This window comes from Sphingomonas endophytica, from assembly GCF_014199415.1.
GTDB lineage: Bacteria > Pseudomonadota > Alphaproteobacteria > Sphingomonadales > Sphingomonadaceae > Sphingomonas > Sphingomonas endophytica.
The window spans coordinates 14485-36693 of the sequence record NZ_JACIJN010000001.1 but is presented as its reverse complement, the minus strand read 5'-3'; the positions used below and the strand labels follow the sequence as shown (position 1 = coordinate 36693).

The window sequence follows — 22209 nt, the reverse complement described above, 5'->3', positions numbered from 1 at the left end:
GATGATCGCGGCGCTGGCAGACTGGATCGAGCGACGCGCGCGGCTCGCCGACCGGCCGCTCGCCACCAAGGTGGCGGCGACGCCGCTGCTGATGCTCGGCCTGTTCATCGCGGTCGCGGCGCTCAGCGCGGCGGCGTTGCTGGTCGCCGACCGCAACGTCAGCGGGATCGTGCGCGGCGACATGCACGACATCGGGCGGCTGAATGCGATCGAACGTCAGTTCGGCGCCAACGACTCCCGCGTCTACCGACTGCTGGTATCGAAGGCCGCCAATCCGGCCTTCGACGTCGGGCGCGATCGTGCTGCGATCCAAAGCGGTCTGGCGCAGGTCCGCGCCGACCTGTTGGCCTATCGCACCGGGCATCCCACCGATGGCGCGGCGATCATGCGCGCAGTGACGGTGCTCGATCGCTATCGCGAGACGGTCAGCGTCATCACCGCGATGCTGGAACTCGATTTCGGCAGCAGCGCGGCGATGATCGCGCCGTTCCGCGCCCATGCGGCGCTGGTCGAGCAACGCATCCGGCAGGTGTCGAAGGCGGGGGTCGACCATGCCGACGCCAGCGCCGCCGAGGCGGTGCTGACCACCCGCATGACGGTGCTCCTGATCATCATCCTGTCGGTCGTGACGATCCTACTCGGGCTCAGCCTCGCGTTCGTCATCAGCCGCTCGACGGTCCGCTCGATCACCGACATCGCGGGTGCGACGCGCTCGATCATGAACGGCGAGAACCTCGACCTCGCGCCGCTGCGGCGCGGCGACGAGCTCGGGCTGATGGTCACCGCGCTGCAGACCTTTCAGACGCAGCGCGATACCGCGCGCACGCTCGAGCGACAGGCGGCGGCGCTGCGTGACGAGGCGCAGGAGCGCGACCGGCGCAACGCGGAGGCGATCCGGCACACCGAGGAGCAGGCCGAGCAACAGCGCCGCACGATCATGGCGCAGCTCGCCGCCTCGTTCGAGGACCGGGTGGCGGGCGCGATCCGCGACGCGCAGCGCGCCATGCAGCATCTCGACCGCCACGCCGAAAGCCTGTTGTCGTCGGCAGGCGTCGAGCAACAGCTCGCACACGACCTCGACGTCATCGCTCACCAACTGACGGACGAGATGCGCGAAGCGAACGAGGCGACACAGCGGGTGGCGCGCGCCTTCGCCAGCATCGACGACGAAGTCGCCGGCACCGGGCGCGCCGCGCGCTCGATCAACGAACATGCCGCCAACGCCCGCGACGCGGTCGCCCGGTCGCAGACGCAGGCGGCGTCGATCGAGCAGATCGTCGATGTCATCGCCGCGATTGCGCAGCAGACGAACCTGCTCGCGCTCAACGCGACCATCGAGGCCGCGCGGGCCGGCCGCGCCGGCGCAGGGTTTGCCGTCGTCGCCGCCGAGATCAAGTCGCTGTCGAGCCGGACCAGCCTGTCGACCAGCGACGCCCGCACCAAGATCGAGGCTGTGCAGGAGCAGATCGAGACCGTCGTCGTCTGCACCGACAGCCTCAACAGCCTGATCTCCGAACTGGACGAGGTCGCGCAGAATGTCGTCGGGATGACGCGCGGGCAGACCACGTCGGTGCGCCACCTCGACACGCTGCTGGAGAAGGTCCGCGAACGCAGCGGCCGGCTGGCGGCGGCGAGCAAGCAGATTTCGGCGTCGGCGGAGGAAAATGCCGCCTCCGTTCACCGTTTCCGTGAGGACAGCCAGTCGCTGGGCAGCGCGCTGACCCTGCTCGGTCAGGACGCACAGCTTTTCACGAGAGAGCTGCTCGCCGGCTGACCGGACGCTGGCCGGCGATCGTCGCCGCCGAGCACCTCGCTAAGCCTGCAAGGTCGCCATCGCCTCTCGCCAGGTCGGGGGCAAGGGCATCGGCCGATGCGTCGCGCGATCGACGCAGACATGCGTGAACAGCGCCTCGGCGGCCGCCTCGGCTGCGCCGGCCGCGAACGCCCCGAGCCGATAGGTGACGCTCGACGTGCCGATCCGGACGATCGCGACGCCGATCTCGACCGGGGCAGGATAGGCAAGCGGTCGCGCGTAACGGCACCCGGTCTCCACCACCAGCGCGATCGGATCGCCAACGGCGATGTCGAGCAGCCCGGCCGCGATCAGCCAGTTGTTCACCGCCGTGTCGAACCAGTGATAGTAGACCGCATTGTTGACGTGACCGTAGGCGTCATTGTCGCTCCACCGCGTGGTGACCGGTTGCCACCAACGATAATCAGCGCGGGGGCGCAGCGGTTCGCGTGCCATCTCGTCTCCTTCCCCGGTGCGCAGCGGCGATGCGCGGCCGCTGCTAGCGCAGTTCGTTCCTGACCTGCGCATGCGCGAGCAGCGCGAACAAGCCGGTGCCGCCAAGAATGTTGCCGAGCAACGCCGGCAACACGAATCCGCCGATCGCCCAGCCGAGGCTCGCCTGCCCCGCCCACATCAGCAGGAACGCCTCCGACGCGCCCGCGACGACATGCGCGAACCCGCCGAGCGAGATCGTGTAGGTCACCGCGAAGACGATCCAGAAGTCGCCGCTGTTCACCGCCGAGCGGATCCACGCGATCGACGCGATCAGGAAGCCGGCCGGGATCGCCTGCATCAGCGTATCGAGCGGGGTGCGCGCCAGCAGCTTCTCCGATACCGTCACCATCCCGGCCAGCGTGTCCGCAGGCTGGAGATGCGCATGGACCGCCAGCGCGGTGGCTATCAGCGTGCCGAGCATGTTGGCGACGAAGATCACGCTCCACAATCGCGCGAGCAGCAGCAGGTTGCGGCGGGTCGGCGCGCGCACCACCGGCAGCACCGCGACGGCGGTATGTTCCGTAAACAGCTGCAACCGGCCGAGGATCACGATCAGGAATCCCGCGGGATAGCCAAGCGCGACCACCGCTTCCGCCCAGCGGGCCTCCGGCAGATAGTGGCGCAGCGCCCCGCTGACCCATAGCGATGCCATGATCGCGATCCCGGCCGCGAAGCCCGACCAGAACAGCGATGCGGCCGGACGGTCGAGTTCATCCTCGCCCTGCTCGGCGACCGCGGCGTGGACGACCCGCGCCGCAGGGGCGCTACGCTCCTCGGCTTCTTCTTCCTCGTCGCGCTGATCGTCATGCCGTTCGGACATCGCAGTCTCCCACCGTGCCGCTAACGTATGATCGGGGCGGATCGCTCAACGCGCTGAAGATGATTTCACATAGGTTCGGAAGCGCGACAACGCTGATCGTCGCGACTTGACCGAACCAGCGGCATCGGCATCGTGCGCCGACACGACTACGCGAGGAAACCAATGTCTTACCCGATCGACCGACGCGCCGTGCTGGCGGGCGCCACGCTGGGCGGGATGACGCTCGCCAGCGCCGGCGCACAGGCTCAGGCCCGCAGCGCCGCGGCCACGCCGGAAATCTATGAATTGCGCACCTACCACCTCGTCAACGGATCGATGCGCGCAAGGCTCGACGCCTATCTGCGTGACGCGTTCATGCCGGCGGCGCGGCGGGCAGGCTGCGGGCCGATCGGAGTTTTCGCGGTCAGCATCGGCCCGGCCAGCCCGAGCGTGCTGGTGCTGATCCCGCATCCGACGCTTGCCGATTTTGCGGCACTGCCCGCGCGGCTCGCCGCCGACCAACAGCATGGGCAGGCCGGTGCACCGTTCCTCGACGCCGCGCCGAGCGCGCCCGGATATGCCTCGCTGGACGTCAAGTTGATGCGCGCCTTCCCGCATATGCCGCGCATCGAGGTGCCGGCCGGTGGCGCCGCACGCCTCTTCGAGCTGCGGACCTATTTCAGCCCGAGCGACAAGACGGGTGCGACCAAGATCGAAATGTTCGATACCGGCGGGGAGACCGAGATTTTCCGCCGCACCGGGCTGACCCCGGTGTTCTTCGCCCAGGACCTGACCGGCGAAAGGTTGCCGAGCCTGACCTACATGCTCACCTTCCCCGATCTTGCGACCCGCGAACGCAACTGGCGGACGTTCGGGTCGGATCCAGCGTGGAAGCGGCTGATCGCCACCCCCGGGCTGACCGATCCGGAGATCACCACCGGGATCGATAACAGCATCCTCGGCCCGACGCCTTACTCACAGATTTGACCGGCGCACCGCGACGGGTCGGATCGAGGCGAATGCGGCGCGCTCGCCTCGATCGTTACTCTGTAGCGATCAACCCTTGTTTTGAATGATGTACCGGTCAAATGGGGTCCCGGAGCACGTCCGGGACCATGCAAGGGGGCTCAGCCGCGCGCGGGCGACAGACGCTGCGCCATCGCGCGTTCGACCGGGGTGAGCCCGGCAAGCGGATCGTCGTTGATGCGGCGCTGTGGGGCCGAAGCCGGCTTGGCGGTGCCGAACAGGCTCAGGGTCGTGCGGGTCATATCCATCCTCAAGGTGGTCGGCGCGACGTGCGCCGGACAGCGCAGGAACCGGAATGTTCGGGCTTGGTTCCAAACGGGCACAGGAAAGGGCAAGCGCAGGATGGACAAGGACCGCTACGAACACGATTTGGAACGCGCGCAGCTCGCGCTGGTCGAGGCGCAACTTGCCGCGGTACAGGCAGGCGAGCGGGTCGTCATCGTGCTGGAGGGCCGCGACAGCGCGGGCAAGGACGGTACGATCAGGCGCATCATCGAGCATCTGTCGGTGCGCTATACCCGCGTGGTCGCGCTACCGAAGCCCTCGGACCGCGAGCGGACGCAATGGTATTTCCAACGCTATGTCGCGCACCTGCCCGCGGCGGGCGAGATCGTGATCTTCAATCGCTCCTGGTACAATCGCGCCGGGGTCGAGGTGGTGATGGGCTTCTCGACCGAGGCCGAGCAGGCCGAGTTCCTGCGCGACGCCCCCGATTTCGAGCGAATGCTGGTCGAAAGCGGCATCCGGCTGGTCAAGCTGTGGCTCGACATCGACAAGGACGAGCAGGAAGAGCGACTGAAGGCGCGCCGCACCGATCCGCTCAAGCAATTGAAGGTGTCGGACATGGACAAGGTCGCGCAGGCGCGCTGGGACGATTATTCGGCCGCGCGCGACACGATGCTGATGCGCACGCATACCCCGCTAGCCCCCTGGTATGTCGTGCGCGCCGACCACAAGAAACCGGCGCGGATCGCGGTGCTGCGGCACCTCGTCCACCAGATCGCACCGGCGCGCATCGCGCAGGAGGTGCCGGTCGCCGACCCGGCGGTGCTGTTCGCCTTCGAGCGCGCGGCGCTGGAAGACGGACGGCTGGCGCGCTGAATCGATTGGCGTTAGGTCTGCCGCGCATGGGCATCCTGTGCGTCCTCGGGCTCCATCGCTGGGCCGGCAAGCCGACCGCGCGCGCCGGCACCACCGTCTATCGCTGCGCGACATGCGGCGCGCGGCTGGTGCTGCACGACCATCGCACCCGGTGGCGCAAGCGCGGCTGGGTCGCGGGGGCGCTGCTGCTATCGGGCGCGATCTGGTTCGTCAGCTACAATCTGGTCTTCCACGGCCGCACCCGCGTCCTCCACACCGCCTCCGCGGCGGCGCGCAAGGCCGAGGTCGCCGCGTCGCGCGGGCGCGCCGCGATCCACCGCGCGCAGGGGGACAGCGGCGCCTATGTCGACGGCGACGACGACGCCCCGAGATAGGTGCAATTCGTCAGTGCGATGACGACCGCGCCGCGCCGATCCCGGTTTCGGCGCGGACCTGCTGCGCGGGGTAGCCACCACGATCGACCGCCGCCCGCCCACTGCGATCGAGCAGCGACACCAACCAGATCGTCAGAAAGGCGGCGGGCATCGAGAAGATCGCCGGAGACGAATAAGGGAAGATCGCCGCGGGATAGTCGAGGATCTTCTCCCAGACCGCCGGCGACAGCACCGTTAGCACGACCGCCAGCACCAGCCCGAGCGTCCCGCCCGCGACCACCCCGCGCGTCGTGCAACCCTTCCAGAATAAAGACAGCAGCAGCACCGGGAAATTGCCGGACGCCGCCACCGCGAAGGCGAGGCTGACCATGAACGCGACATTCTGCTTCTCGAAGATGATCCCGAGCAGGATCGCGACCACCGCCAGCACCAGCACGGTGCGCCGCGACACGCGCAGCTCGGCCGCCGGATCGGCCGCGCCCCTGCGCAGCACGGTCGCATAGAGATCGTGGCTGACCGCCGACGCTCCCGACAGCGTCAGCCCGGCGACCACTGCGAGGATCGTCGCGAACGCGACGGCCGAGATAAAGCCGAGGAACAGGTCGCCGCCGACGGCGTGCGCGAGATGGATCGCCGCCATGTTGCCGCCGCCGAGCAAGCCGCCGGCCGGATCGAGATAGCGCGGCGCGGTCGCGACCAGGACGATCGCGCCGAAACCGATGATGAAGGTCAGCAGGTAGAAATAGCCGATCCACCCCGTCGCCCACAGCACCGACTTGCGCGCCGCGCGCGCATCGGGAACGGTGAAGAAGCGCATCAGGATGTGCGGCAACCCCGCGGTTCCGAACATCAGCGCCAGCCCGAACGACACCGCCGAGACCGGATCCTTGATGAAATTGCCCGGCCCCATGATCGACCGCCCCCTGGCGGCGGCCTCCGCCGGATCGGCACCGGCCGCGGCGGCGAGCCCGCTCTTCACCGCGACCGCGCGTGCGAAGAGCGCCTCGAACGAAAAGCCGAACTGCCACAGCACGACCAGCGCCATGAAGGTCGCGCTGCCCAGCAGCAACACCGCCTTGACGATCTGCACCCAGGTCGTCGCGGTCATGCCGCCAAACAACACGTAAAGCGTCATCAGCACGCCCACGATCACCACCGCATATTCGTAGCGCAGCCCGAACAGCAATTTGATGAGCTGCCCCGCCCCGACCATCTGCGCGATCAGGTAGAAGAGCACCACGGTCAGCGTGCTGACCGCCGCGAAGCTGCGCACCGGGGCCTGCGCGAAGCGGAAGCTCGCGACATCGGCGAAGGTATAGCGGCCGAGGTTGCGCAACCGCTCCGCCATCAGGAAAAGGATGATCGGCCAGCCGACGAGAAAGCCGATCGAATAGATGAGCCCGTCGTAACCATCCGCGAAGATCTGCGCGGAGATGCCGAGGAACGACGCCGCCGACATGAAGTCGCCCGCGATCGCCAGCCCGTTCTGAAAGCCGGTGATCCCGCCGCCCGCGGTATAGAAGTCGCCGACCGTCCGCGTCCGCTGCGCCGCCCAGCGTGTGATCCCGAGCGTCAGCAAGGCAAACGCCGCGAACATCAGGATCGCGGTCCAGTTGGTCGGCTGCTGCACGCTCTGCCCCGCCAGCGCATCCGCTCCAACCGGCGCCGGCAACAGCGTTGCCACGATTGCGGCGGCCAGCCCCGGCCGCCTCACGCGTCATGCTCCGCGCGCACCGCTTCCACCAGCGGGTCGAAATCGCGGGCGGCACGGCGGACATAGATCGCGGTCAGCACGATCGCGAGCATGATCACCGCAAAGCCCGCGACAATCCCGACCGAGGTAACCCCCGCGCCGATCGGCCGCGCCAGCAACGCCTTGTCGAACGCGATCAGCAGGATGAAGCTGAGATAGGCGATCAGCATGACCGCGGTCAGCGTCCAGGTGAAGAGCCCGCGCCGCCGAACCAATTCGTGGTAGCGTGGATCTGCCGCCACCCGCGCCGCCTCCGCGTCGTCCATCCCGCCCCTCCCCGTTGTTGCCGCTACCATGCAGCAATGCGGGCGGGGCGCAAGGGGCTGACGGTGAGGTCTTACTTCCCCCGGAGCGTCGGGCTTGCCCCGCGGTCGGTCATCCGTACCGGCAGGATCCGCCCGTCTCGGGCATAGCGAAGCCGGTCGATCGCCACTTGCCGCTCGCCGCTGAACGGCGCGGGCCCCTTCGGGTTTTCCCAGCGATGATAGACGATCAGCCACCCGCCGCCGGGCGTCTGGACGAAGCTGTGGTGTCCGGGACCCTTGTGCCGACGATCGCTGGTCAGGATCGCGCCACGGTAGCGCCACGGTCCGACCGGCGAGGAGGCGGTCGCGTAATGCACCGAATAGTCCGGTCCGTTGAAGCGACCGTGGCTATAGGAGAGATAATAGACTCCGTTGCGCTCGTGCATGAACGCGCCCTCGGTGAATTGCGGCGGCGTTTCCACCGACACCTCGCGCGCAAGGCCGACCATGTCCGGGGTCAGCTCCCATAGCCGCAGCTTCGCGCCCGCGCTGCCGCCGGCATAAAGATACGGCGTGCCGCTTTTCGGGTCGACGAACACCATCGGGTCGATCGCCTCGAACCCCTGCCCGCCGGTGATCAGCGGCTGGCCGCTGTCGCGATACGGGCCCGCCGGGCGGTCCGCGACCGCGACGCCGATCCGGCTCGGCGTCGGGTTCTGCGGACCGACCGAATAATACAGGTACCATTTGCCGCCGCGCGTCACGACGCCGGGTGCCCAGAGAAAATGCTCGGGTGCGCCGTCCGCGCCGATCCATGCAATCTGGTCGCGCCGGATCAGCTCGCCGCGCGGCTGCCACGTCTTGAGGTCACGCGACGAGAACGCGCCGAAGCGGTCCGCCGCCCAGCTGCCGCCCGGCCCGCCGGTCGGGAACACCCACAATTCGTTACCGATCATCGTCGCATGCGGGTCCGCGCCCTGGAATTGCGGATTGTCCGCGAGCACCGGCGCAGCGGTGAGCAAAAAGGCGACGGCAAGGGTGCGACGGAGGTTCATGGGCGAATCATAGGATAATTCCTCGCCTTTTTCGATAGTTGAGTTGTATGCCCTGCGCCGGGACCCCCAAGAGAGAGGAGAGGACGCGATGAACAGGCGGCTGCTGACGACCTTGCTGACCGTGGCCACGGTGACGGCCGCGCTGCCCGCCGACGCGCGCGCACGCTGGACCGAGGCGCAGGCGACCTCATGGTATCGCGCGCAGCCATGGCTGGTCGGCGCAAACTATACCCCGGCGTCGGCGATCAACCAGCTGGAGATGTGGCAGCGCGAGACATGGGACCCGCAGGCGATCGACCGCGAACTCGGCTGGGCGCAGGGCATCGGCATGAACACGATGCGCGTCTTCCTCCACGATCAATTGTGGCAGCAGGATCCGGCGGGCTTCCAGCGGCGCATCGACGAATTTCTCACGATCGCCGCGCGCCACAAGATCAAGCCGCTGTTCGTGCTGTTCGACAGTTGCTGGGACCCCGACCCCAAGCTCGGGCCGCAGCATCCGCCGATCCCCGGCGTCCACAATTCCGGCTGGGTGCAGGGCCCTGGCCTCCCCGGGCTTCGCGACAAACGCCGCTATCCCGCGTACAAGGCCTATGTGCAGGGCGTGATCGGCGCGTTCCGCAACGATCCGCGCATCCTCGGCTGGGACGTCTGGAACGAGCCCGACAATGGCGCGGACCAATATAAGGGACAGGACGGCAAGGAACCGCTGGTGCGCGCGCTGCTCGCGCAGGTGTTCACATGGGCGCGCGACGCCGATCCGTCGCAACCGCTCACTTCCGGCGTGTGGCAGCATGACGACTGGACCCCGACCGGGGGCAAGCTGACGCCGATGGAGACGCTGCAGCTCCGCCAGTCCGACGTGATCTCGTTCCACGATTATAGCTGGCCCGAAACGTTCGAGGCACGCGTGAAGCAGTTGCTCCCCTATAACCGCCCGATCCTGTGCACCGAATATATGGCGCGCGGCAACGGCTCGACGTTCGACGGATCGCTGCCGATCGGGAAGCGTTACGATGTCGCGATGATCAACTGGGGGTTCGTCGACGGCAAGACGCAGACGCGGCTGCCGTGGGACAGCTGGAAGAAACCCTATGTGCTGGAGGAGCCGACGATCTGGTTCCACGAGGTCTTTCGTGGCGACGGCACGCCTTACCGGCGCGCGGAGACGGACCTGATCCGGCGGCTCAGCGCCGCGCCGCGTCGGGAGGCGCCGGGGGAGCGATGATGGTAAAACCTAAGAAAACGTAAGGAAAAAACCGCAATCTTCCTCACTTGCCCTTATGACAGCTTAATCGAAATCACGTAATTGTCGGGTCATGGACATGTCATGGCGCGACTGATCGCCCGGCTGCGGGAGCTTCGGCATTCCGACCATCGCATTACCGCGCAGGTGCGGGCGGTGCTGGTCGAGTCGCTTTACGCCTCCACACAGTCGCTGGTGATCGGTGCGCTGACCAGCACGACGATCGCCGCGGTGGTCGCGTGGGCGACGCATGACGCGTGGCTGGCAGCGGGTGCGGTGGCGATCGGCACGGTCGGCGCGCTGCGGATCGGCGACGCGCTCCGCCCGCGCCCGCTCGCGGCCGACGATGCCGCTGCGGCGGCCCGGCATGAATTCGGCTATCGCGCAGGCGCGCTCGCTTATTCGGGGCTGCTCGGATTGTTCGGGTTCCTGGCGCTGACGCGCAGCGGCGACGGCGTCGTCCAGCTGCTCGCAGTGACCACCGCGATCGGCTATGCTGCAGGGATCGCCGGCCGTAATGCCGGACGGCCGCGGATCGCGCTCGCGCAGCTCTGCCTCGCCTCGCTGCCCCTGTCCGCCGGGCTGCTGATCGGGTTCGAGCCGCTCAAGCTGGTGCTGGCGGTGGTGATCGTGCTGTTCGTCGTGGCGATGATGGACATCACGCTCCAGACATATGGCGCGCTGCTAAAGGCGACGCTCGTCAGCCACGAGAATGCGGCGCTTGCCGCGCATCACGCCGCGCAGGCGCGCCGCGACGATCTGACCGGAGTCTCCAACCGCACCGCCTTTCGCGAGCAGTTCGAGGATCGTCTGCGGATGTTGCCGGAGGCAGGGGGCAAGCTGGCGCTCTATTGGCTCGATCTCGACCGGTTCAAGGAGATCAACGACACGTTCGGGCATCTGGCGGGGAATGCGCTGCTCGCCGCGGTCGCCGGGCGGCTGCGTGCGCATTTCGACCGCGACAGCGTCGTCGCGCGGCTGGGCGGCGACGAGTTCGCGATCCTCTGCCCGGTCGGCGACCGGCAGGAGGCCGCGACGATCGGCGCGGCGATCCTCGCGCTCGTCCGCCGCCCGGTGGCGCATGACGGGCATAGCCTGCGCACCAGCGTGTCGATCGGGGTCGCGATCGCGCCCGAGAACGGGCGCGAGGCGGACACGTTGCTCAAAAACGCCGATCTCGCACTATATCGCGCCAAGGAAAGCGGGCGTGGACAGCTCTATTTCTACGAACCGGTCATGGACGAGAAGGTCGAACGGCGACGGCAGCTCGACTATGAATTGCACGGTGCGCTGGAGCGTGGCGAGTTCCACCTGCTGTTCCAGCCGATCTTCGATCTGGACACGACGCGCGTGCTGTCGTGCGAGGTGCTGCTGCGCTGGACCAACCGCCACCATGGTGCGGTTTCGCCCGTCGAGTTCATCCCGATCGCGGAGGATAATGGCCTGATCGACGCCATCGGGCACTGGGTGCTCTATCAGGCGTGCGAGGCCGCGCGCGGCTGGCCCGCTGACGTGTCGATCGCGGTCAATCTCTCTCCCATCCAGCTCCGCGCGACGCATCTGCCCGCGGTGGTGCTCGACGCGCTGAACGCCAGCGCGCTGCCGCCCGAGCGGCTCAACCTCGAGGTTACCGAGACGGTGCTGCTCGAGGACGTCGAGGCGTCGCTCGCCGCGCTGGAGGCGCTCAACCGCCTGCGGGTACGCACCACGCTCGACGATTTCGGCACCGGTTATTCCTCGCTCAGCTATCTGACGCGCTTTCCGTTCCAGACGCTCAAGATCGATCGCTCGTTCGTGACCGATCTCGCCCGCAGCCCGGCGTCGATCGCGATCGTCCAGACCATCGTCGATCTCGGCGCGCAGCTCGGGATGCGGACGATTGCGGAAGGTGTCGAGACGCAGGCGCAGCTCGACCAGTTGCGGCGCACGCGCTGCGACGCGGTCCAGGGATATCTGCTCGCCCGCCCGATGTCGGCGGCCATGGTCTCTGCCATGTTGACCGGCGACGCGGGCGAAGAAGCCGCCGGCTGAAAAGCGGGCGGTCGTGCCGGCAGCGTATGCCCCCTGCGCACGACCGGAGCGCTTCCAGCCGGCGAGGGGTCAGCGCGCCTTCTCCAGCAATCGCTCCTGCGCGGAAACCAGCCGCCGCATCAGCTTCAGGTCACTTTCACCCAGCCGCAACGCCGCATCCGCCCAAAGCTCGACCACCGCTTCCAGTTCGCCCAGCGTCAGCGGGTTCACCGCGCGTGACGCTTCGTAGATCGCGGCATGGGCGCTGTGGCGGCGACGGTTGGTTCGGATATAGTCCTCCACGACCCGCCGCCCCTCGCCCGGCTCGGCGAGCGCGTGGACGAGGCCCATGTCATAGAGTTCCTCGGCGCGATACGTCCGTCCGCTGAGGATCATCTGCTCGGCGCGCGCCGCGCCCAGCCGCCGCGACAGGAAGCAATGCGCTCCCATGCCAGGGAACAGCCCGAACAGCGTTTCGGGCAGGCCGAAGCCCACGCCGCGCTCGGCGACGACGACGTTGAACGACATCAACGCCTCGAACCCGCCGCCCAGCGCATCGCCCTCGACCAGCCCGATCGTGACGATCGAGCGGTCCAGCCCGAGCATGTTGCGATGCAGGATCCGCACGCACGCCTTGCCGTAGCCGACCAGCGCCTCGCGGTTGCGCGCGCGGATCAGTTGCGCGAACAGGTCTAGGTCGCCGCCGAGCGAGAACACGCCGGGAAAGCGCGATCCGAGCACCAGATAACGGATCGGCATCGCGCCGCTGCCGTGCGCGAGGTCGATATCCTCCTGCCACTGCACGAAATCATGGAGCAGGGCGGGGTTGAAGCTCGGCCGCACGCGCGGGCGCATATAGGTCCAGAGCGTATTCAGCGCCGGGTCGAACGTCGCCTCCAGCTGGTCGAAGACGAACAAGGCGCGCGCGTCCGAAGCGGCCGCGGCGATCGTGGTATGATGGATGGTCATTGCGACTTCCTCTTTCCTGACAGCGGCTTGCTGTCGGTCAAGGATAACCCACCACGGGTTCGCTGTCGGTGGCATACGACGCTGGTCGGCGCGGCCCCGGCATGGCATGGCGCAAGGCATGACGCACTCGCCGCGCATTCTCGTCGACGCCGATGCCTGTCCGGTGAAGGAAGAAATCTACCGGGTCGCCTATCGCGTCGCCGTGCCGGTGGTGGTGGTCAGCAACGCGCACCTGCGCGTCCCCGTCCATCCGCTGATCTCCCGCGTGGTGGTCGATGACGGCTTCGACGCCGCGGATGACTGGATCGCGGCGCAGGTCGATCCTGCCGCACTGGTCGTCACCGCCGACATCCTGCTCGCCGACCGCTGCCTGAAGGCGGGCGCGCCGGCGGTGATCGCACCGAACGGCCGCCCGTTCACGAGCAGCTCGATCGGCAATGCGGTGGCGGTGCGCGCGATCATGAGTGACCTGCGCGCGGGCGGCGACCGGATCGGCGGGCCGCCGCCGTTCGGCAAGGAGGACCGGTCGCGCTTCCTCTCCGCGCTGGACGCCGCGATCGTCCGCGTCCGCCGCGCCGCAGGCGGCTGACGTTCGCGAGGGAGCCGGCGCGCGCCTGCCTCGTTGGGCAGGCATGACCGAACCCGACCATCCGCTCCGCCTCGGCTTTCCCGTCAAGGTCATGGGCCGGCCCGAGCTGAAGACGCAGGACACGCGGCGCTGGCAAAAGAACCCGCACCTCAAATGCTCGCTCGAACTGCTCGACCCGGTCCTCGACTATCTGCGATCCGAGCGGCTCGACATGTACCGGCTGTCGTCGGACATCGCGCCCTACGCCACCCACCCCGACATGCCGCAATTCCATGCGATGGTCGCGGAGAGTGACGCCGAACTGCGCGCCTTCGGCGCCAAGGCGCGCGACTATGGCATCCGGCTGTCCTTCCACCCGTCGCAATACGTGCTGCTCAACGCCCCCGACCCGGCGCTGACCCGCAAGAGCATCTGGGATCTGGCGAGCCAGGCCGAGATGCTCGACCGGATGGGACTGGACGACGAAGCGGTGATGGTGACGCATGTCGGCGGCGTTTACGGAGATCACGAAGCGAGCCGTGCGCGCTGGATCGCGGGTTGGGAGCAATGCCCCGAGCATGTCCGGCGACGGCTGGTGCTGGAGAATGACGACATCCGCTTTTCCGCCGCCGACGCGCTCTGGATTCATGAGCGGACCGGCGTGCGGCTGATCTTCGACTATCAGCATTTCTGGTGCCTCAACCCCGAGCGGCTCGACATGCGCGAGACGCTCGAACGCTTCCTGGCGACCTGGCCGGCGGGCGTGCGGCCCAAGATCCATTTCTCCTCGCCGCGCACCGAGTTGCGGGAGATCAAGCAGAAGATCACGCCCAAGGCGCGCGCCGCCGCCAAGGCAGGTAGCGCGAAGGCGAAAAAGGGCGAGTTGCTCAAGGCGCCGGTGAAGGCGACCGCGCGGGTCAAGACCGTGCTGCGCCCGCCGATCTGGACCGGCCATGCCGATTTCACCAACCCGTTCGAATTCGCGACCTTCATGCGGATGGCGGAAGGATTGGTGTTCGACGTGATGCTGGAGGGCAAATCCAAGGATCTCAGCCTGCTCCGGCTGCGCCCCGATCTGCTTCGCTACGCTCCCGACGTGGCGGCACGCTTCGGCATCACCGATGCCGATCGCGGCGCGCTGGCGGAGGATGAGTCGCTGCTCGACGAGGGGGCGATGGCCGAAGACGAGGCGGATGTCGACGAAGGCGCATTAGAAGAGTGATCGCGAGCCGCGCTCGACCCGATCACGGGATGGAGATCGCGGTTTCCACCACCGCCGGATAAGCGTTGAGCGCGGCGCGGCTCAGTTGCGCCGCCAGTCGCGCGGCGGCGGTGCCCGGCCGCACGGTCACCGCCGCGCCATGCCATAGCACGGCGGCATCGCCGCGCTTGTGGATGCGGATCTCGATCATCACCCGCCGCATCGTCACCAGCGTCGAGCGATCGCGCGAGAGCGGGATGTTGACCCCGGCGCCCATCACCGCCGGCCCTTCGCCGCGCGTGCGGGCCACCGATGTGCCCACCGCGCTGCGCGTCGTCGCCACTTCGGCGATATAGGCGGCGTGATCGCGGTCATCGAGGATCGTGAAGCCCTTGTCACCCAACGCCGCCGTGGTCGCTTCGCGCGCGATCGGTTCGAGCGTCTCGTCGCGGTCGCCGTCGGGGGCGGAGATCACCGCGATCGTCCCTGCGCTCGGCGGTGCAGCGGCCTGCGCCGTCATGGACGACAGCGTCAGCGCCGCCGCGCCGGCCAGCCGCATGAGGATGTTGAGCGTCACGTCACCTCTCCTGCCTCACGGCCCGCGTCCGCCGCGACCGGCTATGGCTGCCAATTGGGTCGATAGGACGGATCGAGGCGGCGGTCGATGAAATAGGCGGCGCTGATGAACGCGAGGTGCGTCAGCGCCTGCGGGTAATTGCCGAGCGGCTGTCCGCGCCGGTCGACCTCCTCCGAGAACAGCCCCAGCGGATTGGCATAGGCCATGCCCTTGGCGAGGATCATCTGCGCCTCGTCCAGCCGCCCGGCGCGCGCCAGACATTCGGCATACCAGAAGGTGCAGGTCGTGAACGCGCCCTCCCCGCCCTCCAGCCCGTCCGCGTTGCAATAGCGATATACCAATCCGTCGTCGCGCAACTCGGTGCCGATCGCGTCGAGCGTCTTCAGCCACACCGGGTCGGTCGAGGAAACGAAGCGCACCAGCGGCATCATCAGCAGCGCGGCATCGAGTTCTCGACCACCCCGCTCCTGCACGAAATAGCCGTGGTCGGGATGGCGGAAGTTCGACCAGACATCCTCGACGATCGCATCCCGCGCCTCGGCCCAGGCGACCAGCGGCGCAGGCAGCGAGCGTTGATGCGCCAGCCGGATCGCGCGATCCAGCGCCACCCAGCACATCACGCGCGAATGGAGGAAATGCCGTGGTTCGCTGCGCATCTCCCAGATGCCGGCGTCCGGCTCCTGCCAATGCGCGATGACATGGTCGACGACCCCGCGCACGTGCTGCCAGCCTTCGTGGCTGATCGCCTGCCCGTATTTGTTCGACAGGTAGACACTGTCGAGCAGCTCGCCGAAGATGTCGAGCTGCGTCTGCGCGTGCGCGGCATTGCCGATCCGCACCGGTCGACTGCCCGCATAGCCGGCAAGATGGGTCAGCTCCTGCTCGTCCGCCGCCTCCGATCCGTCGAGGGCGTACATGATGCGGATCGGATCCGCCGCGCTCGCCGCCATCACGCGCTTCGCGGCCCAGCGGTTGAAATGCTCGGCCTCGTCGACATGGCCGAGGCGCAGGAAGGCATAGACGGTGAAAGAGGCGTCTCTGATCCAAGTCGCACGATAGTCCCAATTGCGTCCCGCTCCGGTCGCCTCGGGCAGCGAGAAGGTCGCCGCCGCCGCGATCGAACCATGCCGCGCCGATGTCAGCAACTTGAGCGCGAGGGCCGAGCGTGTCATCATTTCACGCCAGCGGCCGTTGTACGACGATTTGCCTGTCCATGCCCGCCATGCCTCGGTCGTTGCGGCGAGATCCTGCTCGACCGCCAGATCGTCGGGGCATTGCAGCGCATCGTCGCCGAGCACGAACCAGGCGCTTTCGCCCGTCCGCAGCGTGAAGTCGGCGGTCGCCGCGTCGCTGGCGGCCGCGAGCGGCACCGAGGCGAACAGGCGCAGCGCCAGCTCACGCCCCGCGAAGCGGATGCCGCGCTCCGACGCCGCGACGGCCGGCAACTCGCGCGCGTAATCGAATCGCGGCGCGCATCGCATGGTGAACCGCACGCAGCCGCGGGTCACCGTCACCCGCCGGATCAGGCAGCGCGCGGCGCGGTCGGGATGAACGCGCGGATCGGGAAGCGGCATCACGTCGCGGACCTCGGCGCTGCCCTGCTCGGCCATCCAGCGCGTCAGCAGGACGTTGGTATCGGGAACGTAGAGCTGCATCCGTTCCGGCGCCTCCAGCACCGGCGCGAGCGTGAACGCCCCGCCCTTGTCCGCGTCGAGCAGTTCGGCGAAGATCGTCGGGCTGTCGAGCGATGGCCAGCACAGGTAATCGATCGTCGCGTCGCGCGCGATCAGCGCCGCCGTTTCGAGATCACCGATGATGCCATGCTCGCCGATCGTGCGGGGCGGCTCAACCATTGTCGCGGAATTCAGGATAGAGCGTCATCCCGCCGTCGACGAACAGCGTCGTTCCCGTGACATAATCCGCCTGGTCGGACGCCAGCCACACCGCCGCGCGCGCGACGTCGTCGGGCTCGCCGATCCGGCCGTACGGGATCAGCCGCAGCAGTTTCTCCAGCGCCGCGTCGCTGCCCCATGCATCTTCGTTGATCGGCGTGCGGATCGCGCCGGGGGCGATCGCATTGACGCGGATGCGATCAGCGGCGACCTCCTGCGCGAGCGTGCGCGTCAACATCCGGCTGCCGCCCTTGGAGGCGGCATAATTGACGTGCCCGGCCCAGGGGATCACCTCATGGACCGAGCTCATGGTGATGATCGACCCCGCGCTGCGGGCCGGCCGGCCGGCCGTCGGCTGCGTGCGGAAGCGTCGCACCGCCTCGCGCGCGCACAGGAACTGGCCGGTCAGATTTACGTCGATGACGGTGTTCCAGTCCGCCAGCGTCATCTCGGCGATCGCCGCGTCCTTCTGCACCCCGGAGTTCGCCACCAGCACGTCGACGCGCCCGAACGCCGCTACCGCCGCGTCGAACAGCCGCGTGACCTCCTCTTCATCGGAGACGTTCGCGCCGATCGCCTCCGCGCGGCCGCCCGCGTCACGGATGCGGGCGGCGAGCGCCTCGGCAGGATCGGCGTCCGAATGATAGTTGACGATCACCGCCGCGCCCGCATCGGCGAGCGCCTCGGCGACGGCGAAGCCGATCCCGGAACTCGCGCCCGTGACGATCGCAGCATGATCCGCGAGCGGGCGGTCGGGCGCCGGGCGCGCGTTCGTCAGGGGCACGTCAGGCGCCGGTCGGCGGAGCGGCGTTGACCGGCGTCGGCGCCTTGACGGCACGCAGCGTCTGCTCCTGCGCATCCGGGTCGATCCGCCGCGTTCGTGCCAGGGGCTCGATCGGCACCGATCCGCCCGACCCGAGCGCCGCGACGATCGCCTCGATCACCAGCAGGTCCGCCAGCCCTTCCTCGCCGTCCGGCTCGGGGTCTCGCTCCTCAAGGATGCAGTCCGAGAAGTAGCGCAGCTCGCCGCCGAACTGGTCGGTTGCCTTGTAGGTCTCGTGCGATCGCTCCTCGCCGATCTGCCGGTGATGTTCTAGCCCCTGCCCGAAGCCGAACGCCGGGTTCATCTCGATCGACCCCTTGGTGCCGGCGATGATGAGGCTGTCGACGTTGTTGGCGTAGTAGCTGACGGTGAATTGCGCGATCCGGTCGCCCGGCAGGCGCAGCGTCACCGCGATCGTGTCGTCGAGGTCGCCCAGCCCGGCCTCAGCGTGGCGGATGCCGGTCGCGGAAACCACTTCCACCGGCTCGGCACAGAACAGATAGCGGATCGCGTTGATCGGATAGGCGCCCATGTCGAACAATGGCCCGGCCTCGATCCCGTTGTTCGCGCGGTGATTGGCGGGATCGACCATCTGCGTGAAACAAGCGGTGAAGGCGATCAGCTCGCCCAGCTCCCCGGCCCGGATGCGACGAATCGCGTCGAGCGTGGCCGGCTCGAAATGCAGGCGGTAGGCGGTCATCAGCCGTGCCCCGCCCCGCTCGGCCGCCGCGATGATCGCGCGCGCTTTCTCGGCCGAGACGTCGAGCGGCTTTTCGCACAGGACGTGGATACCGGCTTCCAGCGCCGGGATCGCGAATTCGGCGTGCCGCCAGTTCGGCGTGGCGAGATAGATGGCGTCGATCGTTCCGGAGGCGAGCAACTCACCGAACTGCTCGTAGGCATAGCGGCCCTCCACGCCGTAGCGCTCGCCCAGCGCCGCCAGTTTCTCGGGATCGCCGGACACCAGCGCGGTCATCTCGGAATTGCCGGTGTGCGCCACGCCGGGCATCAACGCTTCCTGCGCGATGTCACCGAGACCGACGATCGCATAGCGGACCTTGCGTCCGCCCAAACCCAGTGCCGATGCGATGCTCATCGATAATTCCGCCTGTCGTTCAACGAGAGCCGCAACCGCCCCAGACCGCGGAATTGTTCCATGCCAATCCGGTCGTTACGCCTGCGGCCCGCCCTCCTCGTCGCGGCGACGCACAAGCGGCTGGCATCAAAGTCGGTCCTGCTGCTAGGTCGCTCGGTTCTTTCGACGGCCTGAGGCGTATGCCACGTTATGGAACAACAAGCTCTCGTCATCGCGCTGATCGGCGCGCTGGGGATCGGCGCGCAGTGGATCGCGTGGCGGACCGGCTGGCCGGCCATCGCGTTGATGCTGGTCGCGGGCGTGATCGCCGGCCCGGTGCTCGGCCTGATCGACCCGCACCGCACCTTCGGCGACCTGCTCGAACCGTTGGTGTCGGTCGCGGTCGCGATCATCCTCTTCGAGGGCGGGCTCAGCCTCAACTTCCGTGAACTGCGCCGTACCGACGGTGCGGTGGCGCGTTTGCTGTTCGTCGGCGTGCCGATCGGGTGGCTGCTCGGCGCGCTGGCCTGTTATTACGTCGGCGGGCTGGTGTGGCCGGTCGCGATCCTGTTCGCGGGCATTCTGGTGGTCACCGGGCCGACCGTCGTGCTCCCGCTGCTGCGGCAGACCAACATCGCCGCCCGCCCGCGTGCGATCCTCAAGTGGGAAGCGATCGTCAACGATCCGATCGGCGCGCTGTGCGGCGTCATCACCTTCGAATATCTGCGCCGCGCCGGCGAGGGCGTCACGATCCCGGCGCTGCTCGGGTCATTGCTCGCCGCGAGCATCGTCGCCGGGCTGATCGGCTTCGGCGCCGCCCGCGCGATCGGCTGGGCCTTCCCGCGCGGTCACGTACCGGAATATCTCAAGGCGCCGGTGCTGCTGGTCGCCGTCATCGCGACCTTCGTGGTGTCGAACCTCATCCAGCAGGAAACCGGGCTGCTCGCGGTGACGGTGATGGGGATCGCGCTGGCCAATATGCGGCTCGACTCGTTGCGCGACATCCACCCGTTCAAGGAGAATGTCACCGTTCTGCTCATCTCGGGAGTGTTCGTGCTGCTGTCCGCGACGCTGAACCTCGGCGTGCTGGAGCGTTTCGAGTGGCGCTTCCTCGCCTTCTTATTTGCCTTGCTGTTCCTCGTCCGCCCCGCGACGGTGCTGCTCAGCCTCGCCTTCACGCGCGTGCCATGGAACGAGCGGCTGCTCGTCGCCTGGATCGCGCCGCGCGGTATCGTCGCGGTCGCGATTTCGGGACTGTTCGCGCTGCGGCTCGGCAACCTCGGCTATGAGGACGGTTCGATCCTCGTCACTCTGTCGTTCGCGGTCGTCGTGGCAACGATCCTCGCGCACGGCTTCTCGATCGGCCCGGTCGCGCGGTTGCTCAAGGTGACCGGCGCGACGCAGCGCGGGCTGCTGATCGTCGGCGCGACGCCGTGGAGCAATGCGCTGGCGGCGCAGCTGCGCCAGCTCGATGTGCCGGTCACGATCTGCGACACGAGCTGGCAACGGCTCGCGCCGGCGCGGCGCGTGGGGCTGCCGACCTACCATGGCGAGATCCTCGCGGAGGCGACTGAGGATCGCCTCGACCTGTCGCAATATGAGGTGTTGATCGCCACGACCGACAACGAAGCCTATAACGCGCTGGTCTGCAACGAATTCGCTCCGGAGATCGGCCGCGACAACGTCTATCAGCTCGGTGGGGGCGCGCACGACGACGACGCCAAGGCGCTGCCCGCCTCGCTGCGCGGACGCGCGCTGTTCACCAGCGGGCACGGCGTCGAGGAAATCGTGCGGCGGCTCGCCGACGGCTGGGCGTTCCGCAAGACACGGATCACTGACAAGTTCGACTTCGACACCGCGCGGGCCGGGATGGCGGACGAGGCGGACATGCTGCTGTTGTTGCGCAAGGGCGGACCGTTGCGCTTCTTCTCGCACGCCAGCCGACCGACGCCGCAGTCGGGCGATACGATCATCAGTTTCGGGCCGCCATCCGGCGCGCGCCGCGTGCAGCAGGAGGTGGGTGAATGACCGTGACGAAGCAAGCAAGCGGCCCGGCGATCGTCGTCTTGTGCGTGGCTCTCGCGGCTTGCTCCTCCCCGCCCGACCAGCCCTCCGCCAACGACACGGCCGTCAACGAACGCGTCGTCGAGACCCCCGCGGTCGAGACGAACACCGAAGCGCCGACCAAGTCGATCCTGCGCCCGGAGGTGGTCGAGCCCGCCCCCGGAGCGCCTCCGTTGCAGCCGGTGGATCGAATCATCGCCTTCGACGAAGGCGGCGACACGTTGACCGACGCTGCCCGGCGGGCGCTCGACGAACTGGCGACGAACCCGCTGGTGGAGGCGGGCGGCGCGCTGACGGTGCGTGGCCATAGCGACACGCGCGGCAGCGACCGCGTCAACCTGCGCTCCTCCCGCAAGCGCGCCGAAGCGGTGCGCGACTATCTCGTCGCCAAGGGCATCGCACCGGACCGGCTGACCGTGATCGCGCTCGGCGAGACCACACCGCTGGTTCCCAACGCGCACCCGGACGGCAGCGACGATCCGGAAGCGCGCAAGAAGAACCGGCGCGTCGAGGTGCATGTCGCATTGCCGGCGGCACCGCCGCCGGCGGAGGACGCGCCGGTCGACAATGGCGTCGCGCCGGCGACGTGATCGCATCGGGCCGCTCGTGCGGTCCGCGCCGGCTCGCGCAGATCGCGACATGAACGCTGACGGACCGGCCGAGGGACGGCACCATCGTTCATGACCAACTTGTAATGATATCCCGTCACATGTTCAGCGTTTAGAAAGGCGCGAACGTGTCGGTCGGGCGAGTGATCGGTGTCCCGACCTTCCCGCGCCGGAAGCGCCCTGGCATGCTGCTGCTGGCGCTGCTGTGCCTGTGGTCGCTGGTCTGCGACGGCATCGCGGTCGGCGCGCATCATCATGCTGCCCCGCAGTTCGTCGGCGCGCAGCTCCAGACCGCGGCCCCGGCGCTCGACGAACCCTGCGCGCTATGTGGCGCGGCGACGACGCTCGAAGCGCTGCTGCTGCCTTCTCCGCCCGGCTGGCACGTGCCGTTCGCGGCGGTGATGGTCGTCACGGGCACCGCGCGCCGGGCGAACAGGCGGCGGTCGCTGGCGCACGGCTGGCGGAGCCGCGCACCGCCGGGCACGCCTGCGCCCCGCTGACGGCCCGCCGTCCACCCGGACGCTGCGGGCCAGGAG

Annotated in this window: 22 protein-coding genes; 11 read left to right on the top strand and 11 right to left on the bottom strand. The window is 68.2% G+C overall.

Annotation, left to right across the window (positions count from 1 at the left end):
• The first annotated feature begins 1 nt into the window (after position 1).
• Complete coding sequence (locus FHS97_RS00170; protein WP_184032288.1) at positions 2 to 1774, top strand: methyl-accepting chemotaxis protein; 1773 nt, start codon at positions 2 to 4, stop codon at positions 1772 to 1774.
• 39 nt (positions 1775 to 1813) lie between these two features.
• Here FHS97_RS00170 and FHS97_RS00165 read toward each other — a convergent pair whose 3' ends face one another.
• Both FHS97_RS00165 and FHS97_RS00160 read right to left on the bottom strand, forming a co-directional pair.
• Positions 1814 to 2248 carry an acyl-CoA thioesterase gene (locus FHS97_RS00165; protein WP_184032287.1) on the bottom strand — a complete coding sequence of 145 codons (435 nt, stop codon included), beginning with the start codon at positions 2246 to 2248 and terminating at the stop codon, positions 1814 to 1816.
• A gap of 43 nt (positions 2249 to 2291) precedes the next feature.
• The gene (locus tag FHS97_RS00160; RefSeq protein ID WP_184032286.1) at positions 2292 to 3107 is read right to left on the bottom strand and encodes a formate/nitrite transporter family protein; all 816 of its coding nucleotides are present in this window, start codon (positions 3105 to 3107) and stop codon (positions 2292 to 2294) included.
• A 162-nt stretch (positions 3108 to 3269) separates the two neighbouring features.
• On the opposite strand from FHS97_RS00160, the gene FHS97_RS00155 reads away from it, so the two are divergent.
• Positions 3270 to 4073, top strand: a complete 804-nt coding sequence (locus FHS97_RS00155) for an NIPSNAP family protein (RefSeq protein ID WP_184032285.1) — start codon at positions 3270 to 3272, stop codon at positions 4071 to 4073.
• Between the two features lie 140 nt (positions 4074 to 4213).
• On the opposite strand, the gene FHS97_RS00150 is transcribed toward FHS97_RS00155, so the two are convergent.
• Positions 4214 to 4354, bottom strand: a complete 141-nt coding sequence (locus tag FHS97_RS00150; RefSeq protein WP_184032283.1) for a hypothetical protein — start codon at positions 4352 to 4354, stop codon at positions 4214 to 4216.
• A gap of 100 nt (positions 4355 to 4454) precedes the next feature.
• On the opposite strand from FHS97_RS00150, the gene ppk2 reads away from it, so the two are divergent.
• Positions 4455 to 5213 (top strand): polyphosphate kinase 2, encoded by a 759-nt coding sequence (gene ppk2 / locus FHS97_RS00145; RefSeq protein ID WP_184032281.1) that lies wholly within the window; start codon positions 4455 to 4457, stop codon positions 5211 to 5213.
• A gap of 26 nt (positions 5214 to 5239) precedes the next feature.
• Complete coding sequence (locus FHS97_RS00140; protein ID WP_184032279.1) at positions 5240 to 5587, top strand: hypothetical protein; 348 nt, start codon at positions 5240 to 5242, stop codon at positions 5585 to 5587.
• A gap of 10 nt (positions 5588 to 5597) precedes the next feature.
• Here FHS97_RS00140 and FHS97_RS00135 read toward each other — a convergent pair whose 3' ends face one another.
• The 3 genes from FHS97_RS00135 to FHS97_RS00125 form a co-directional block, all read right to left on the bottom strand.
• Positions 5598 to 7301: a cation acetate symporter gene (locus FHS97_RS00135; protein WP_184032278.1), complete on the bottom strand. Its 1704-nt coding sequence runs from the start codon at positions 7299 to 7301 to the stop codon at positions 5598 to 5600.
• On the bottom strand, positions 7298 to 7606 hold the full coding sequence (locus FHS97_RS00130; RefSeq protein WP_184032275.1) for a DUF485 domain-containing protein: 309 nt from the start codon (positions 7604 to 7606) through the stop codon (positions 7298 to 7300). Before FHS97_RS00130 ends, FHS97_RS00135 begins: the two co-directional genes overlap by 4 nt.
• Positions 7607 to 7677: 71 nt before the next feature.
• Positions 7678 to 8640, bottom strand: a complete 963-nt coding sequence (locus FHS97_RS00125; RefSeq protein ID WP_184032273.1) for a family 43 glycosylhydrolase — start codon at positions 8638 to 8640, stop codon at positions 7678 to 7680.
• Positions 8641 to 8728: 88 nt separating this feature from the next.
• Here FHS97_RS00125 and FHS97_RS00120 point away from each other — a divergent pair, with 88 nt between their 5' ends.
• Both FHS97_RS00120 and FHS97_RS00115 read left to right on the top strand, forming a co-directional pair.
• Positions 8729 to 9868 carry a glycoside hydrolase 5 family protein gene (locus FHS97_RS00120; RefSeq protein ID WP_184032271.1) on the top strand — a complete coding sequence of 380 codons (1140 nt, stop codon included), beginning with the start codon at positions 8729 to 8731 and terminating at the stop codon, positions 9866 to 9868.
• A 102-nt stretch (positions 9869 to 9970) separates the two neighbouring features.
• Positions 9971 to 11917, top strand: coding sequence for a putative bifunctional diguanylate cyclase/phosphodiesterase (locus tag FHS97_RS00115; protein ID WP_184032269.1), 1947 nt, complete (start codon positions 9971 to 9973; stop codon positions 11915 to 11917).
• A gap of 69 nt (positions 11918 to 11986) precedes the next feature.
• Here FHS97_RS00115 and FHS97_RS00110 read toward each other — a convergent pair whose 3' ends face one another.
• Positions 11987 to 12865 carry a crotonase/enoyl-CoA hydratase family protein gene (locus tag FHS97_RS00110; RefSeq protein WP_184032267.1) on the bottom strand — a complete coding sequence of 293 codons (879 nt, stop codon included), beginning with the start codon at positions 12863 to 12865 and terminating at the stop codon, positions 11987 to 11989.
• 118 nt (positions 12866 to 12983) lie between these two features.
• On the opposite strand from FHS97_RS00110, the gene FHS97_RS00105 reads away from it, so the two are divergent.
• Together FHS97_RS00105 and uvsE are read left to right on the top strand one after the other, a co-directional pair.
• On the top strand, positions 12984 to 13454 hold the full coding sequence (locus FHS97_RS00105) for a YaiI/YqxD family protein (RefSeq protein ID WP_184032265.1): 471 nt from the start codon (positions 12984 to 12986) through the stop codon (positions 13452 to 13454).
• A 43-nt stretch (positions 13455 to 13497) separates the two neighbouring features.
• A complete protein-coding gene (uvsE, locus tag FHS97_RS00100) occupies positions 13498 to 14655 on the top strand; it encodes a UV DNA damage repair endonuclease UvsE (protein ID WP_184032263.1) in 1158 nt (385 codons plus the stop codon).
• A gap of 22 nt (positions 14656 to 14677) precedes the next feature.
• Here uvsE and FHS97_RS00095 read toward each other — a convergent pair whose 3' ends face one another.
• The 4 genes from FHS97_RS00095 to FHS97_RS00080 are packed head-to-tail and all read right to left on the bottom strand — an operon-like array spanning position 14678 to position 19022.
• Entirely contained in the window at positions 14678 to 15211 is a 534-nt protein-coding gene (locus FHS97_RS00095) for a hypothetical protein (RefSeq protein WP_184032261.1), read from the bottom strand.
• Positions 15212 to 15252: 41 nt separating this feature from the next.
• Positions 15253 to 17064, bottom strand: coding sequence for a glycoside hydrolase family 15 protein (locus tag FHS97_RS00090; protein WP_184032259.1), 1812 nt, complete (start codon positions 17062 to 17064; stop codon positions 15253 to 15255).
• Positions 17057 to 17887 (bottom strand): glucose 1-dehydrogenase, encoded by an 831-nt coding sequence (locus tag FHS97_RS00085; protein WP_343053330.1) that lies wholly within the window; start codon positions 17885 to 17887, stop codon positions 17057 to 17059. The genes FHS97_RS00090 and FHS97_RS00085 overlap by 8 nt, the downstream gene beginning before the upstream one ends.
• Before the next feature lies 1 nt (position 17888).
• Positions 17889 to 19022 carry a Gfo/Idh/MocA family protein gene (locus FHS97_RS00080; protein WP_184032257.1) on the bottom strand — a complete coding sequence of 378 codons (1134 nt, stop codon included), beginning with the start codon at positions 19020 to 19022 and terminating at the stop codon, positions 17889 to 17891.
• 189 nt (positions 19023 to 19211) lie between these two features.
• Here FHS97_RS00080 and FHS97_RS00075 point away from each other — a divergent pair, with 189 nt between their 5' ends.
• The 3 genes from FHS97_RS00075 (at position 19212) to FHS97_RS00065 (ending at position 22173) form a co-directional block, all read left to right on the top strand.
• Positions 19212 to 21029, top strand: coding sequence for a cation:proton antiporter (locus tag FHS97_RS00075; RefSeq protein WP_184032256.1), 1818 nt, complete (start codon positions 19212 to 19214; stop codon positions 21027 to 21029).
• The gene (locus tag FHS97_RS00070) at positions 21026 to 21655 is read left to right on the top strand and encodes an OmpA family protein (protein ID WP_184032255.1); all 630 of its coding nucleotides are present in this window, start codon (positions 21026 to 21028) and stop codon (positions 21653 to 21655) included. Before FHS97_RS00075 ends, FHS97_RS00070 begins: the two co-directional genes overlap by 4 nt.
• Positions 21656 to 21858: 203 nt before the next feature.
• On the top strand, positions 21859 to 22173 hold the full coding sequence (locus tag FHS97_RS00065; RefSeq protein WP_184032254.1) for a hypothetical protein: 315 nt from the start codon (positions 21859 to 21861) through the stop codon (positions 22171 to 22173).
• The last annotated feature ends 36 nt before the right edge of the window (positions 22174 to 22209 follow it).

Excerpts from the sequence above, each read along its gene's own strand:
- FHS97_RS00170 (WP_184032288.1), top strand. The coding sequence starts at position 2 with ATGATCGCGGCGCTGGCAGACTGGATCGAGCGACGCGCGCGGCTCGCC.
- FHS97_RS00165 (WP_184032287.1), bottom strand. The coding sequence starts at position 2,248 with ATGGCACGCGAACCGCTGCGCCCCCGCGCTGATTATCGTTGGTGGCAA.
- FHS97_RS00160 (WP_184032286.1), bottom strand. The coding sequence starts at position 3,107 with ATGTCCGAACGGCATGACGATCAGCGCGACGAGGAAGAAGAAGCCGAG.
- FHS97_RS00155 (WP_184032285.1), top strand. The coding sequence starts at position 3,270 with ATGTCTTACCCGATCGACCGACGCGCCGTGCTGGCGGGCGCCACGCTG.
- FHS97_RS00150 (WP_184032283.1), bottom strand. The coding sequence starts at position 4,354 with ATGACCCGCACGACCCTGAGCCTGTTCGGCACCGCCAAGCCGGCTTCG.
- ppk2 (WP_184032281.1), top strand. The coding sequence starts at position 4,455 with ATGGACAAGGACCGCTACGAACACGATTTGGAACGCGCGCAGCTCGCG.
- FHS97_RS00140 (WP_184032279.1), top strand. The coding sequence starts at position 5,240 with ATGGGCATCCTGTGCGTCCTCGGGCTCCATCGCTGGGCCGGCAAGCCG.
- FHS97_RS00130 (WP_184032275.1), bottom strand. The coding sequence starts at position 7,606 with ATGGACGACGCGGAGGCGGCGCGGGTGGCGGCAGATCCACGCTACCAC.
- FHS97_RS00125 (WP_184032273.1), bottom strand. The coding sequence starts at position 8,640 with ATGAACCTCCGTCGCACCCTTGCCGTCGCCTTTTTGCTCACCGCTGCG.
- FHS97_RS00120 (WP_184032271.1), top strand. The coding sequence starts at position 8,729 with ATGAACAGGCGGCTGCTGACGACCTTGCTGACCGTGGCCACGGTGACG.
- FHS97_RS00115 (WP_184032269.1), top strand. The coding sequence starts at position 9,971 with ATGGCGCGACTGATCGCCCGGCTGCGGGAGCTTCGGCATTCCGACCAT.
- FHS97_RS00110 (WP_184032267.1), bottom strand. The coding sequence starts at position 12,865 with ATGACCATCCATCATACCACGATCGCCGCGGCCGCTTCGGACGCGCGC.
- FHS97_RS00105 (WP_184032265.1), top strand. The coding sequence starts at position 12,984 with ATGACGCACTCGCCGCGCATTCTCGTCGACGCCGATGCCTGTCCGGTG.
- uvsE (WP_184032263.1), top strand. The coding sequence starts at position 13,498 with ATGACCGAACCCGACCATCCGCTCCGCCTCGGCTTTCCCGTCAAGGTC.
- FHS97_RS00090 (WP_184032259.1), bottom strand. The coding sequence starts at position 17,064 with ATGGTTGAGCCGCCCCGCACGATCGGCGAGCATGGCATCATCGGTGAT.
- FHS97_RS00080 (WP_184032257.1), bottom strand. The coding sequence starts at position 19,022 with ATGAGCATCGCATCGGCACTGGGTTTGGGCGGACGCAAGGTCCGCTAT.
- FHS97_RS00075 (WP_184032256.1), top strand. The coding sequence starts at position 19,212 with ATGGAACAACAAGCTCTCGTCATCGCGCTGATCGGCGCGCTGGGGATC.
- FHS97_RS00070 (WP_184032255.1), top strand. The coding sequence starts at position 21,026 with ATGACCGTGACGAAGCAAGCAAGCGGCCCGGCGATCGTCGTCTTGTGC.
- FHS97_RS00065 (WP_184032254.1), top strand. The coding sequence starts at position 21,859 with ATGCTGCTGCTGGCGCTGCTGTGCCTGTGGTCGCTGGTCTGCGACGGC.